Raw genomic sequence first — 14606 nt, forward strand, 5'->3', positions numbered from 1 at the left:
AACTTGCCAGCAAAGCGTTTTCCACTGACAGCAGGGCAGCAGGAAGCCAGTCTCCGGGTTGCGGTCTTTGGCGCGGGCGCCTTCGGGCGCAACCACCTTCGGGTCTATCGCGAACTCGAGCAGGCTGGTCATGCCGTCACGTTAGTTGCCGTCGTCGATTCGAATCCAGACCAAGCGGCGCAGGCAGGCGGAGAGTGGCAGATTCCCGCCTTCGCCTCAATCGAGGAACTCTCCGCCGCCGCTCTCTCGATCGATGCCGCATCGGTCTGTGTGCCGACCACCGCCCACTTTCCGGTCGCGTCCGCACTCCTCGAGAACGGCATTGATCTGCTGATTGAGAAGCCGATTGCGTCCTCGACCGAGGAGGCTGATCGCCTCATTGAATTGGCGCAAAATAAAAACTGCGTTCTCCAGGTGGGCCATCTGGAACGCTTCAATCCGGCCGTCGCTGCCATCCAGCCCTACCTGAATGGCCCGATGTTCTTCGAGGCCCACCGGCTGAGCGTCTTTACTCCGCGTGCGCTCGATGTCGATGTCGTCCTCGACCTCATGATCCATGACCTGGATATCGTGTTGAAGCTGGCCAACTCCCCCGTTCGAGAAGTGCGTGCTGTCGGCCTTCCGATCCTCTCGAGGAAGGTCGACATCGCTAATGTCCGTCTCGAATTCGAGTCAGGTTGTGTGGCCAACTTTACTGCCAGCCGGGTCAGCACCGAGCTCGTCCGCAAACTTCGCTTCTTCCAGCCTCACCAGTACGTCTCCCTCGACTACGCCCGAAAAGACCTGCTCCTTATCGACGTCAATCCCACCGCAGGCTCTCCGGCCGGGTTGGGGTTTACCAAGCCGCAGATTTATCCCGGCGAGCCGCTTCGCCTGGAGCTGGAAGCCTTTATCCATGCCGTCCGGACCCGCCAAGCACCCCAGGTCACGGGAGCCGATGGCCGGGCCGCCCTGGCTCTTGCTTTGGAGATCAACTCGACCATCGCTGCCCACGCCGAGAACGCCGGTTTGAATCGCTTCCAGGAAGAGAAAAGACACGCGGTGACAGATTGACGAAAAAGTGAGACTACAGCGAATTCAGCTTCAGAATCAGTAGCGTCATATCATCGTGCTGCGGAGCTCCCGCAGTGAACTTATCCGCTTCGGCAAAGATAATCTTCAGCACTTCGCTCGCCGACGCTCCATTGGCTGACGCAGCGGCGGCCATCATCCGCTCTTCACCCCACTCCTCATCATCCTTGGTCATCGCCTCGCTGATCCCATCGGTGTAGGTGACCAGCAGGTCACCGGCTCGAAGCTGCACGCTCTGTTCGCTATACGGAGCGAAAGGGAGTAGACCCACAACCGGACCGTCAGCCTCCAGTCGCAGGATCTCCGAGGAGCCATCCGGCTCTCTGCGCAAGATCAGCGGAGCATTGTGGCCAGCATTGACGCACTCCAGCACCTGGGTCACCGGATCCAGCGCCCCAAAGAAAAACGTAGCATAGCGATTGCTCGCCGAGGCTTCATAGACCAGCCGGTTTACTTTATCCATCAGCTTCGCGAAGTCCCGCGGATTATCTAGCGTGACCCCGCGCAGCGAAGCTCGCAAGCTGGCCATCAACAACGCAGCCGAAATCCCTTTGCCGGACACGTCGCCAATCGCCAGCCCCAGCCGCCCATCCTGCAATGGAAAGACGTCGTAGTAGTCCCCGCCCACTCCCAGTGCTGGCCGGCAATGGCCAGCGACATCTCCACCCAGAAGCATCGGCATCTCCTGGGGGAAAAGCCGCTCCTGCACCTCGCGGGCGATCTCCATCTCCCGGTTCGAACGTTCCCGTTGGGCAGCTTCCTTAGCGAGGGAGTGAGCGAGTTCACTGACCTCGAGCGCCATTCCCGTCTGGGTGGCAAGCACCTGCAATAGATGCAGGTCGGATTTTGAATACGCCGCCTCCGATTGCTTCGGGCCAAGCGCCATCACCCCCATCAGCCGGTCTCTCCCCGGAAGCGGAAGCAGCAGTTCCGCACCCAGGTCGTCCAGGGTTTGACGCTCCACCTCATCTGCCATCAGGTACCAGGCATCGGGATCTTCGCGGTAGAGTTCCGCAGGCGCATTCGTGTTACTCAGATTGCGGATTGTGGAAGAATTGACCGCTAGCGCAAGCGTACCGGCATTACCCGGGAAGTGGCCGACAGCTTGAGTGACACAGAAAGTCGCCCCATCCCGGAGCAGCATGCCGATTTGCGTGACATGCAATGTCTCGGCAACGCATTTCGCGACCGTCTTCAGCAACGGGCCGCTCTCGGTGTACTTTCTCACCTCTTCGGAAAGCTCGTTCAACACCTGCTCGGAGTCATAAGCCTCACGAAAAAACTTCTTATCCAGCCAGTTCTTCGATTGCCTGCTGAAGCCCAGCCGCAGAAGAAGGATGAGAACAATGAAAACGACCGCCTGCCAAAGCTGATCGCGGGGGATCTGCTTCTGCGTCAATAAAGGCAGCAGAAATCGATAGGTGACGACCGCCGCAAGCGTAAACTGTACAACCAGAAGCGTGGCCTTTGCCAACGCATACTTGGTCCCCTGACGGACGAGAATGCTGACATCCATCGCCCGCTGAACGAGGACCACGTAAGCCAGCGCCACCGGCGCCAGGAGAAAAAGGACTGCTCCTAAGTAGGCGGCCCATAGGTGGGCAGGAGTATTCGGTGAAAAGCCCAGATCGGGTAGCAGGACAAAGACGACGATCAGAGCGCCGACACCGGTCCCAGTGCCTGCGAGCAGGATCCGAAGCCGGCGACGCGCATCCTCGGTCGATGCCGAAAGTAGCTTATCCGACATCAAAGCGATATAAAAGCCGACGCAGACGAGCGCCAGGGCATTGTCGAAGCGATCGACCTGAGTCATGAGCTTGGCGAATGCCGGAGAATTTCCGCCGTAAAAATATTGGCCGATCGCCTGCTTTATTTCGAGCAGGCCGCAGACCACGGCCGGCGCCAGGATGACCCACTTCAGCCAGGGCCGCCTGACGTCGATCCGTGACCGCTCGGGGAAGTAGACGGCGAAGGGGACCAGAGCAAGGACCCCGAAGTTTTGCAGCAGCTCGTAGTAGAGGCCGCGGAACAAGAGCCATTCGCCTGTGGCGAATCCGGTTCCCCAGGCGAAGACCACCGCGGGGTAGAGCAGCAGTACGAGCAGCAGCCACGCGTTCGGCTCATCGGGCTTTACGAAGACCACCCAATAGCCGATCAACATGCTGAAGAGCGGAAGCAGGTCGAAAAGAATGAAGCTGCGCCAGAAGACCGAGGCGAAGCCGGGGGGTACTCCAAGGAGAGTCTGTCGGGCGGCCAGGGTGATGACGGCGCTTCCGCTCGAGCCGTCCGGACGCCTGAAATCCACTGTCAGCGATTCGCCGGGAGAGGCCGGATAGACGATTTCAATGAACTGCATGATCCCCGCGTAAGGCACGCCGTTAAGCGAGTCGATGGTCGAGCCTTTGACCAGGCCTGAGTGTTCTGCCTCCTGCTGCAGGCTGGCGACTCGGCGGTTGTCGGCGTTCACTTCGAACGGCATGCGGGCATGCTGCTCTGGATGCATGCCCAGCTCGAAGCGGTCGCGAGTATCGGAGAACCAAAAGACAATTCCCGCCAGAGCGATCATGGCCAGCAATATTCTGAGCAGCGTCGAGTAGCGAGAAGATCTCATAGGCGAATCGTCACCATACTAACTCGAACATACGGAAACGCCGCCAATCGAGTTCGCCAGCTCCCTAGGTCAGCGAATATCCTCTAGTCTTTGCAGGCTCTTAGGAGTTCATTCATGATTCAATCGTTCCGCTCCACCACTCTCATCCTCTCTCTGTGGATGCTGCCGCTCCTCGGCACGGCGCAGAGTTCCGCGTCCCCTTCATCGCCCCCCCATGCCTCCCGCCGGCAGGGCTCCCATGCGCCTGCAACCCGGCCGGCCATCACCGGCGTCTCCCACCTGGCGGTCTACGCCACCGATCCCATTAAGACCGCGGATTTCTATCAGCGCATCGTCGGTTGCGAAAAGACCTCGGACTTTGAAGATCATCCCGGAGTACGCTACACCTTCAACTCAGCCCAATATGTCGAGGTCTTGCCACTCCCAGCCTCTGCCGGTGAGGATCGCCTCGACCACATCGCTTTCCGCACCGCCAATGTCGAGGCGCTCCGGCTCTACCTGCAAGGCCATGGGGTACCGGTTCCGGACCGGATCAACATCGGCCAGGACGCCAACAAGACCAAGTGGCTCGAGGTCAAGGATTTCGAGGGGAACCGCGTTCAGTTCGTCGAAGATGCCAAAGCGGCGGCGGGTCAGCCGGCAGCGCCTGATACGAAACTCGTCGGCCACCACATCATTCACATTGGGATGGCGATTCGCAATCGAGCCGAGGCCGACAGCTTCTACCGGGACGTCCTCGGCTTCAAGCTTTATTGGCATGGCGGGGTAGATCCAGACCAGACTGACTGGGTCTCAATGCAGGTCCCGGACGGCACTGACTGGCTTGAATATATGCTGACCAGTGGCCCTTCAGGATCCGGAATTCCATACCGCATCAGCCAGAAAGCGCTTGGTGTGCTGAACCATCTCTCGGTAGGCGTCCCGAACATGGCGGCTGCGGTTGCGACCTTGAAAAGCGAGAACCGCGTCGGCCCTCGTGGCAATGGTCCGCAGATTGGAAGAGACGGCAAGTGGCAATTCAACGACTTCGATCCGGACAACACCCGCCTGGAATACATGGAGTTCACCCCGGTGAGGGAGCCCTGCTGCGCGCCGTTCACCGGACCGCATCCAGCAGAAGGGAACTAGGGCCTGTTAAAACGGTGAGGATGGCGAAATCGTTGCGGGTTTAGTAAACAGGCTCTAGCCGGAGCAAATACGTGCTCCCCGACACAAGGATTTGCAACCATGGCCACGTATGATCGGTTCGGGTTGGGTCTGCTTCAACTTCGGACAGCTATGCCTGGACGCGTAGCTGCCGCACTCCTGCTGATCGCAATAGCAAGTTCGTACGCCTGGCCACAGGAGAGCCAGCAAAAGCCTGGACAATCCCAAGGCGCCGCGCCGGTGCGCCCGGCGAAACTCGCAGAGCAAGCCGCAGAGCAAACGGCTTATGTGCAGGAACTCGACTCCGATGCCTTAGCCCTGGGGAAGATTCCTCCTGATCCACTCTTTGCTACAGACCCGCTGCGCCCGATCCTCAAACCGATCGATCGAACTGCCCGCCAATTCGTTCCTTCCGGCCGTATGGCATTCAGTGCGACCTATACCTTCCTCAATCAATACGCCACCCTGACGCCCAATGGAGTTCGACACGACCAGACCAGCGGTCGGCTCGATTTTTCCGGAACTTGGGTAGCCTACGATCACGAAAGTTCGTCCGGATCGTTCAGCCTGCTGGTTCGCTCCGGTACGAACATCGGCATCAGCCAGCAATTCGATCTCAGCGACCGGCTCGGCTCCGGGCTTTTTCTCAACTGCTTGCAAGGGGGCGGTCCGCAGCGCCCCATCATGGTAAATATTTTGTACTACCGGCAGGATGTTCTTGCCAGGCGGCTGTCGTTCTATGTAGGCAAAATCCATCCCAACGAATACGTCAGCTTAAGCATGTACAACAATGACGAACGCAGCCAGTTTCTCAACGGAGAAAATGACGGTAACCTGGCCATCGCTTCTGATGGAACTTATGCCGGAGGGGGAGCGGTCGAATTCCAGGCCACTCATCATCTTTATTTTCACGCTCTGGCCGTTGACACCGAAGGCTCCGCGCAGGCGAATCTAAAGACCTTAGCCGATCGAAAATACCTGGAGGCGCTTGAAACCGGCTGGTTTGCCGGTACGCCCGGCAAGAATTACCAGAACTACCGGTTCATCGTGTGGCGGGATGACACTGCTAATCTCGGTAGCGGCTACGGAGGAGGCTTTGCCTTCGAACATGAATCCCTGAATGGATGGGCGCCCTTTGGCCGTTTCGGCTTCGCCAGCGACACCGGAACCAGCATCAAGCAGACCAACTCCCTCGGAGTTGTCAACACGCATCCATTCCGCCGTCGCGGCGATCTGTTTGGAGCGTCGTTCAACTACACCGAGCCAAACCATCCCGGCAAGCGCCATGAAAGCCTCTTCGAATCCTTCTACCGGCTGCGACTTACCAGCAGCATCGAAGCAGGCCCGGACGTCGAAGTCTCGATCCATCCAACCTATGCCGCCAAGCCCTATGCCACGACCCTGATCGGCACTCGCATGAAAATCATCTTCTAGAACGTCTGCGCAATCTCCGGTCCGGGCAACTGCTCTTCCTCGTCGCTGCCTCTGGCGCGACGCTCCGCCTCCGGCTCCAGGTGGTTTCGAGTCAGACCAGCCTTTAACATCTCAAAAGCTTCTTCGGGAGTATCCACCATCTGCAAAAGATCGCGATCGCTCGGCGAGATCGCGCCCTTATCGACCAGAACGTCGAGGTTTAGTACCTCTTTCCAATAAGACGATCCGTAAATCAACAGCGTCATCTTTTTGTTCAGTTTGTGGGTCTGTCCAAGGGTCAACAACTCGAACATCTCGTCGATCGTGCCAAAGCCGCCCGGAAAGACGACTAAAGCCTTGGACATATAAGCAAACCAATACTTCCGCATGAAGAAGTAATGAAACTCAAAGTTCAACGACGGGGTCACGTAGGGGTTCGGGCTTTGTTCGAAGGGAAGCCGGATGTTCAAGCCAATGGTCTTGCCGCCCGCCTCGTAAGCGCCACGATTGGCCGCCTCCATGATGCCTGGACCGCCACCTGATGTCACGACGAAGCGGTGGCGGCGAGATTTGATTCCGCGGCTCCATTGCGTCAGCAGAAATGCCAGCCGGCGGGCGTCCTCATAATAGCGGGACATCTCGACCGCAGCTTCTGCCCGTCGCAGGCGAAGTTCGCTCGTGTCTCCCTCATCGATATCGGCGTCGCTGGCTGGCTGCTCTTCGATCGGCGCCGCCTGCAGCGACCCAGTATTCGCTAGAAGCTCTAATTGCTTGTGCGCTTCGTCCAGGGCGCGGAACCGGGCCGAACCGAAGAAGACGACAGTGTCCTGAATACGCTCCCGGCGAAACCGCGCCAGCGGTTCGGAATACTCCGAAAGAATTCGAATAATCCTGGCGTCGGGGCTATTCAGGAATGGAGCATTTTCATAGGCCAGCGGCGCTCGTCCCAAAGGATCCGGCGCCGGCACTGCAGAGATCGGAGACTCCTCACGAGAGGTGGACGCCATCGCTAACGGTCCGATTCGCGATAATGAATTGCCTCATGAAAGGCGATCCACAAATTTAATAGACCGAACCCGGAGATGATCCCTCGCACCGAGCCATATGACGCCAATTCTCCGACCCCGGGCAACAAGTGGAACAGGGGATTATCGTCCCAGAAACGGGGCCACCAGGGCAGCACCAGCACGAAGATGCCTAAATAGAGCCGCACTGCTACCCGCAGGAACAGCTCAAGCCGCTGCAGCCAGACCGGCGCAGGCTGCTGCAGCTTTGGGAGTGGCTGCGGCTCTGGTTCGGCCGAGCCGCTCGGAACTTCCGACGAAAACAGGTTCGGCTGTTGGTGCATTGTCTTTAGACGGATGGAAGCCACTCCTCGCAAATTCCATCCTGAACCTTCAAACTAACACAGCAGAATGATCGGCTGCGGGTACCCGCGTCCGCAGGGATGTAGTCGAAAATCTCGTGAATTTCAAGCGGCACCGTCTCCAAACGGAGCTCCGGACTCCACTCCGCGTCTCCTTACTGCGAAGTCTGGCGCCGCGGCCGACGGTTGGCCTGCAGTACCTTCTTGCGCAGCCGCAGCGACTTCGGCGTTACTTCAACCAGTTCATCTTCAGCGATGAATTCAATTGCCTGCTCCAGATTGAACGCCTTGAACGGCACCAGGCGGATCGCTTCATCGGCGCTCGAAGCGCGCATGTTGGTAAGCTTCTTCTCGCGGACGACATTCACATCGAGATCATTGTCGCGATTGTGCTCTCCAACGATCATGCCCTCATAGACCTCAACCGTCGGCCCCAGCAGCAGCGTTCCCCGTTCTTGCAACCCATTCAATGCGTACGTTGTCGTTTGTCCCGCCCGGTCCGAGATCAGCGCGCCTGTAGGACGCTGAGGAATGTCTCCCTGATGCGGGATATAGCCATCGAATATCGTGTTCATCACGATCGTTCCACGAGTCTCCGTCAGCATCTCGCTGCGCAGTCCGATCAGCCCGCGGCTGGGCACACGAAACTCCAGCCGGACCCGGCCATACCCATGGTTATGCATCTTGACCATCTCACCCTTGCGCGGCCCGAGCTTCTCGATGACTACGCCGACAAAGTTGTCCGGTACGTCGATGGTGAGGTGTTCGACCGGCTCCATGAGCTTCCCGTCAACCTCTTTGGTGACAATCTCGGGTCGACCGACCATCATCTCGAAGCCCTCTCGACGCATGACTTCGATCAGAATCGCAAGCTGCAGCTCACCACGCCCGAGCACCTTGAAGCTGTCCGGGCTTCCCGTATCTTCCACGCGAATCGAAACATTGGTGAGCAGCTCTTTCTCTAGCCGCTCGCGAATATTACGGGAAGTGACATACTGCCCCTCCCGACCTGCCAGCGGAGAGTTGTTCACCGACATCTGCATGGCGATCGTTGGTTCATCGATGACGATCAGCGGCAACGGCGCCGGGTTTTCGAGATTGGTAATTGTCTCCCCGATGGTGATGCCCTCGACACCGGCCACGGCGACAATGTCGCCTATCTCGGTCTTCTCGATGTCGGTGCGTTTCAAACCACTGAAGCTGAACAGCTTCGTGATCTTCGCCTTTTGCAGCGAACCATCCCGCTTGGAGATCGCTACTTCCTGGCCGAAGTTCAACGTTCCGCTGAAGACCCGCGCAATGGCAAGCCGGCCAAGATAATCGGAGTAGTCGAGGTTCGTCACCAGAATCTGAAGCGCCCCCTCGGCGTCGCCAGTCGCCGCTGGAATCGTGCTCACAATCGTCTCAAAGAGCGGTTGGAGGTCCACTCCGGGAACTTTCAGGTCCATAGTCGCCGTCCCCAGCTTCCCGTTGGTGTAGACCACCGGGAAATCAAGCTGGTCTTCGCCGGCGTCGAGATCGATGAAGAGGTCGTAGACCTCATTCAAAACTTCCTGCGGCCGGGCATCGGGACGGTCGATCTTGTTGATGACCAGGATCGGCGTCAGCTTTGCTTCGAGCGCCTTATTCAGCACGTAGCGGGTCTGAGGCAGCGGCCCTTCCGAAGCATCGACCAGCAGCACCACGCCATCCACCATCTTCAGCGCACGCTCGACTTCGCCACCGAAATCGGCGTGTCCGGGAGTGTCGACGATGTTGATCTTCGAGTCGTGGTAATAGACCGCGGTGTTCTTGGCGAGAATGGTGATGCCGCGCTCCCGCTCCAACTCATTCGAGTCCATGACGCGCTCGGTGATCGCCTCATTGGCGCGGTAGGTCCCGGCCTGCTTGAGCATCGCGTCTACGAGCGTTGTCTTGCCATGATCTACGTGGGCGATAATGGCTATATTGCGGATAGTCGTACTCACGGGCGCGGGTTTCCTTTTATCTTTATGTCGTTACTATGTCACTGCTGGATATTTCCTGGCTGGGGTAAAGCAGGCAGGGCACGAACAGCTAGACCTCTAGTTTAACAGGCGAGGCGAACCAGAGTGTGCCGTTCTGGATCGCCGGCTGAGGTTGAGCCTCCATTCCGCTGCTAAGCCTTGAGGCCTGCACTGCTTAAGCCAGTAGGAGACCAGCCGCTCGGCAGCTCTCGATCAGAGCGTCACAGAGGGAAATGCGGTGGCTTGTTTGGAGAGCCAATCGCCTCAAAGTAGACCCCTCAATCACCAATCGTGCCGGGGAAGGTCGGTCGTCTATGATGTCGAGGCGATCGACTGAACACTCTCGTCGAAGTTCATTCTCGTTGCCAGGAGACAAAGTCCTAGTGCTTCGCGTCGTCGAAGTTCATTCTCGTTGCCAGGAGACAAAGTCCTAGTGCTTCGCGTACATCTCCATCACGTCCCTACGAAGGGCATCGCGGCTCGATGGCCGGGTGTAAAACATGTGGCCGCCCGGATATTCCTTGACCGCGACCCGGGTCAAATCACCCATGATCGGCATCTGGTCTACGGTGAGCACCGATCCCATAAACGGGCACGAAAGATCGTTCCATCCATGCACGATCAGCACTAGCAGCTTGGGATCGGCCGATACCGACTCGCGCAGATCCTCGACCGAACCCTTGCGGAGGTCGTCTCCTCCGTCCCACAACCGGTTCACTTCATAGGACAGCGCGTTATACCGGGCGTCCACTTTCCAGCCGACCACCCGGGTCACGAAGTCAACCATTGCCGTAGTGGTCGGCGCAATAATGCTTTCGAGGATCGGATCATTCGACTTCTGGTCGGGCGAATAAGGAAAGGGATCGAACGCGGTTACGTTCGAGTCGTAAACGGATCCAATCTTGCCCTGGTCCCGGAAAGCTTCGCGAAGATAAGCGCCAGTCTCTAGGCGGCCGCCGGAGCGCTTCACGAATTCCGGGTTCAGCCCGGTCATCTCCGTGACCCGTTTGACTACTCGGGGCGTCGCCTCCGGGTCGGAATGCCCTTTCAGCAGGTCGGTCGCATACTCTCCCCGCGTATAGGAGATTACCTGATTCATCGCCTCCGGCGTCAGCTGCTTCTCGCGTTCCAGATGCGCAGCGGTGATCGAGGGCAGCGTCACCATCCACGGAATGGGGGAAAGATCGCCGTTGTCTTCGAGCGTTGGGTTCAGGTAAGGGGAGACCAGCACGACGCCATTCATCGCGACTCCCAACTGCGATTGGAGGTAGTGGGTTATCCGCGGCCCACGAAAACCGCCGTAACTCTCCCCCACCAGGTACTTTTTGGAAGCCATGCGATTGTTCTTCAGCAGCCAGTCGTAGACCGCTCGGGATAGATACTCAATGTCCGGCGTCGTGCTGAAGAACTGCTTCTTGCTCTCCGCCTCGGGGACCGTCGACCGGCTGAAACCAGTGCCGATCGGATCGATGAACACCAGGTCGGTGAAGTCGAGCCAGCTCCCCGGATTATCAGACAGCGTTGCCGGATCGGAAGGACTATCTCCTTCATTGCCGACCAGCAGATGCTTGGGCCCGATCGCGCCAAAATTGAGAAAAACCGACGACGCTCCAGGTCCACCATTAAAGGCGAAGGTGACCGGACGATTCTCTCCCTCAACCGTGTAAGCAGTGAAAACCACCTCCCCGCTGATCTTGCCCTCTTTGTCTCGCACTGGAAGCGAGCCCACCGTGACCGTGTATCGCAGAGTTTTGCCGTCGATCACCGCGCTTTGCTGCGTATGCGCATCCGCGGGCAGCGGCGGCAGTTTGTCGGCCGTCTTGTCGGCGGCCTTGTCCGCACCCTTGTCGGTACCTTTGTCTGGCGCTGCTGCCGAATCTTTTGCAGCCTGAGCTTCTATCACGGAAAAGGCGGGGAACAGCAAAGGGAGGGCGGACGCAAGCAACAGCACACGACTTGCACGATTGGCAATCTGAGGGAATTTCATATCCCTAAAATACATGGTTCTCTGATAAAGAAGGAATGGACCGCCATAGCAATCGCTCGACCCGCTGCTTCATGCCCTCATGCGTCGAGATCATCGCAGGTACAGTCTGCGGCACATCCTCATAATCCGATTCCACTTCGCCGCACAGCCGTTGAGCGTACCTCAATTCCGCCATCACAATGTGGTGCAGCAAAGCGCGCACCGTGCCCGTATCCAGCACGTCACACGGCACGTCCAGCAGTTCCGGATGTTCCTCGACAAACCCCATCCATTTCGTGAACGTCGCACCATTCCATGTCAGCAGTTCTGTCCCACTAACACCAGTCATCTCACCGCTCCGCAAACAATCATGTCGCTCTCGTAGCATGGGCGCAAGCAACAGGGCGGCAACCACTAAGAATGGCCGGTGGCCTGTGTCTTGCTGAAGCCATAGAAATACCAGAGACTGATTGCGGTCTGATGGATCCGTGGCGTCGCCTCGGCAGTTGCCGACGAGAAGTTGGCTTGATGGTCTATATCTGAATCGCGTCGACTTATCGCACGCTTGCGACGATCGCCCTTTCCTGTTGGCAAGAAGCATGGAAGTCCATCACTTCTTTTCTGGTGGACATTGACCCACAGGAAGATCAATGCAACAGCGCGCGCCCTCGGTGGCAGCTTTATCGAAGAAGATGCGACCGCCGCACCGGTCAATCGCGAGTTTCGCGATGGACAACCCCAACCCTGAGCCACTGCTGAGTTGAGTGTCCGGGTTCCGACTGGTGAAGAAGCGGTCGAAGATACGTTCATGCTCGCCCGCCTGTATTCCAGGTCCTGAGTCCGCAATGCACACCCGCTCGGCAGGCTTGGATTCGAGCGTCGCGCTTGAGTAGGCAATCTGAAGACGTGATCCTGGCGGACTGAACTTGATGGCATTGTGAAGTACATTCAGGATCGCTGCCCTTACAAAGCTGCGGTCGGCACACACTGGAACCTCAGGATGGCCGTCGTGATCCTCCGACACAGATACGCGACGTTCTTCGATGACCACCTCAAGCAGCTTTAAAATCTCGTGAACCAGTTCAGGAAGGGAAACCAGCTCTTCCGTTTCACCTACCTGTCGAGCTTCTGTTCGGGCCAGAATTAGAAGACCGTCTATGGTTTGATTGAGCCGTATCGTCTCCTCAAGCATGCTGCTGACCGTCTCGCGAAACTCGTCGGCTCCCGGATTGCGTTCAAGAGCCAACTCCCCGGTGGTTCGAACAGACGCTAAGGGCGTCCGAAGTTCGTGCGCGGCATCCGCAGTAAACCGCTGCAACTCGGCAAAGGCCCTCTCAAGACGACCCAGCAGATGGTTGAACACGCGAGCCATGCGCCCGAGTTCATCATCCGGATTTTCGACGGTAAGACGTTCATGCAGGTTCTTTGAGGTTATGCTCTCCGCCCTCTCTGTCATTTCATCCAGCGGACTGAGCGCCTTTCGCGCAATTCCGTATCCGGCAAAAGCTGCTGCTATCAATGCGATGGGCAGGCCGAGCAGCAGAACGAAAGTGAACTGAAGCATCCGGCTTTCGAGAGAGCTGAGACGATATCCGAGGCGGATCAGCAGCGGATGGCCTTCAACTGGGTGAACGTGGCTTACCAGAAATACGCGCGATCCATCCGCAAGCTTTGTTGTGCGCTCATTGAAGGAGTTCGTTCCTTCGCTGGGAAATTGGGCTCCATCGAGTGGGAGATTTTTCAAAGTGGAGCTGCGATAGAGCACTTGCCCGGAGAGATTCTGCACCTCCACCAACCGATCGACAAGCAGACGATTCTGCGGGTGGACAAAGTAATTTTGTTGAAGCTGCAATTGGCCTGATGGGTCGAAGAAGAACAAGGCTTCTACCGTTTCGACATCCTGCACGGCGTCGTGATACATCTGCCGTTCAAGAAGCGCAAGTTGAAAAAAGAAAACTACGCCTAGGTATACCGCCAGAATGAGCGCCAGGACAGCGACGTACCACAATGTCAGGCGCGCCCGAATACTCCTAGACGAGGGCCGTTTCATGGGCGTGGCTCCCGGAGACTGAATCCAACGCCACGAACCGTATAGAGGAGTTTGGTTTCAAAGGGCTCATCGACCTTCCGGCGCAGTCTGGCCATCTGGACATCAATCACATTGTCGATCGGTGTAAAGCGGGAAGTCTCATGCCATACATCACGCGCCAGCATCTCGCGGGACACCGCTCGATTGCGATTCTCGACCAGATAGAGGAGGAGGTCGAACTCCTGGTCCGTGAGAGCCAGACTGATTCCCGACCGTTGCGCGCGGCGTAGTGTCAGATCGAGGATCAGGTCAGCCACGGCTAAAGAGTGCGAAGGCGCAGTGGGCTGACCTCTGCGAAGCAATGCCTCGACACGTGCCATCAATTCAGAGAATGCAAACGGCTTCCCGAGATAGTCGTCGGCTCCTTCACGCAATCCTTGCACACGCTCTTCCAATTCGTTGTGAGAGGTGAGTACCAAAATTCTCAGATCAAGCGCCTGCTCTCTAAGCTGTCTAAGAACTTCCAGGCCGCCGCGTCCCGGCAGGTTGAGATCGAGGACGAGCAAGTCGGGACGAAAACTGAAGACAACAAAGAATCCCTCTTCTCCGCTGGAAGCCACTTGCACGTCGTATCCACGCTCATCAAACCCTTCACGTAGGGATCTAGCCATCTTCTTGTCATCCTCGACAATAAGGATTCGCTGACGAGGGGAAGCAGTAGACAAAGTGAGACTCCTTTGAGCAATCATGGGCTTTGACTGCCGCACGGCACAAGTGCCGCACACGGCATGTCAGGAAATGTAAGGCAATGTCAGGAATCTATGTGGTGAACTCGTGTCAAGGCGAGACGTATCGCCGTTCAGGAGTTGACCATGTCGGTTGTCAGCGTCGGTATCCGTGCCGGATTATTTTCCTCGAAAGCCTTGACACCCGAGACTCCTCCAGCTTCGGAGAGAAGCCTTGACATGGACTTTCCCAACATTGCATGCGTAACCTGCTCCGCGGTCGGCGAAACAGCA

11 protein-coding genes are annotated in these 14606 nt (G+C 57.6%); 3 read left to right on the forward strand and 8 right to left on the reverse strand.

Annotated features, from left to right (window positions below; all coding sequences use genetic code 11):
• Window positions 1-3 precede the first annotated feature (3 nt).
• Window positions 4-1053 (forward strand): Gfo/Idh/MocA family protein, encoded by a 1050-nt coding sequence (locus ACPOL_RS19610; protein WP_236656902.1) that lies wholly within the window; start codon window positions 4-6, stop codon window positions 1051-1053.
• Window positions 1054-1066: 13 nt separating this feature from the next.
• On the opposite strand, the gene ACPOL_RS19615 is transcribed toward ACPOL_RS19610, so the two are convergent.
• Window positions 1067-3682 carry a GAF domain-containing SpoIIE family protein phosphatase gene (locus tag ACPOL_RS19615; RefSeq protein WP_114208550.1) on the reverse strand — a complete coding sequence of 872 codons (2616 nt, stop codon included), beginning with the start codon at window positions 3680-3682 and terminating at the stop codon, window positions 1067-1069.
• Between the two features lie 114 nt (window positions 3683-3796).
• On the opposite strand from ACPOL_RS19615, the gene ACPOL_RS19620 reads away from it, so the two are divergent.
• Together ACPOL_RS19620 and ACPOL_RS19625 are read left to right on the forward strand one after the other, a co-directional pair.
• Complete coding sequence (locus ACPOL_RS19620; RefSeq protein WP_236656903.1) at window positions 3797-4810, forward strand: VOC family protein; 1014 nt, start codon at window positions 3797-3799, stop codon at window positions 4808-4810.
• A gap of 99 nt (window positions 4811-4909) precedes the next feature.
• On the forward strand, window positions 4910-6262 hold the full coding sequence (locus ACPOL_RS19625) for a carbohydrate porin (protein WP_236656904.1): 1353 nt from the start codon (window positions 4910-4912) through the stop codon (window positions 6260-6262).
• On the opposite strand, the gene ACPOL_RS19630 is transcribed toward ACPOL_RS19625, so the two are convergent.
• The 7 genes from ACPOL_RS19630 to ACPOL_RS19660 form a co-directional block, all read right to left on the reverse strand.
• Entirely contained in the window at window positions 6259-7248 is a 990-nt protein-coding gene (locus ACPOL_RS19630; protein ID WP_114208551.1) for an LOG family protein, read from the reverse strand. The two genes, ACPOL_RS19625 and ACPOL_RS19630, sit on opposite strands and share 4 nt — an antisense overlap.
• A gap of 2 nt (window positions 7249-7250) precedes the next feature.
• On the reverse strand, window positions 7251-7613 hold the full coding sequence (locus ACPOL_RS19635; RefSeq protein ID WP_150133068.1) for a hypothetical protein: 363 nt from the start codon (window positions 7611-7613) through the stop codon (window positions 7251-7253).
• Between the two features lie 149 nt (window positions 7614-7762).
• Window positions 7763-9574, reverse strand: a complete 1812-nt coding sequence (gene typA, locus ACPOL_RS19640; RefSeq protein ID WP_114208553.1) for a translational GTPase TypA — start codon at window positions 9572-9574, stop codon at window positions 7763-7765.
• A 448-nt stretch (window positions 9575-10022) separates the two neighbouring features.
• Window positions 10023-11579 (reverse strand): S10 family peptidase, encoded by a 1557-nt coding sequence (locus ACPOL_RS19645; protein ID WP_114208554.1) that lies wholly within the window; start codon window positions 11577-11579, stop codon window positions 10023-10025.
• A 4-nt stretch (window positions 11580-11583) separates the two neighbouring features.
• Window positions 11584-11907 (reverse strand): hypothetical protein, encoded by a 324-nt coding sequence (locus ACPOL_RS19650; RefSeq protein ID WP_114208555.1) that lies wholly within the window; start codon window positions 11905-11907, stop codon window positions 11584-11586.
• Between the two features lie 261 nt (window positions 11908-12168).
• Complete coding sequence (locus tag ACPOL_RS19655; protein WP_114208556.1) at window positions 12169-13608, reverse strand: ATP-binding protein; 1440 nt, start codon at window positions 13606-13608, stop codon at window positions 12169-12171.
• Window positions 13605-14336 carry a response regulator transcription factor gene (locus tag ACPOL_RS19660; RefSeq protein WP_114208557.1) on the reverse strand — a complete coding sequence of 244 codons (732 nt, stop codon included), beginning with the start codon at window positions 14334-14336 and terminating at the stop codon, window positions 13605-13607. The genes ACPOL_RS19655 and ACPOL_RS19660 overlap by 4 nt, the downstream gene beginning before the upstream one ends.
• Between the last annotated feature and the right edge of the window lie 270 nt (window positions 14337-14606).

The organism is Acidisarcina polymorpha (assembly GCF_003330725.1).
In the GTDB taxonomy this organism is placed as follows: Bacteria; Acidobacteriota; Terriglobia; order Terriglobales; family Acidobacteriaceae; genus Acidisarcina; species Acidisarcina polymorpha.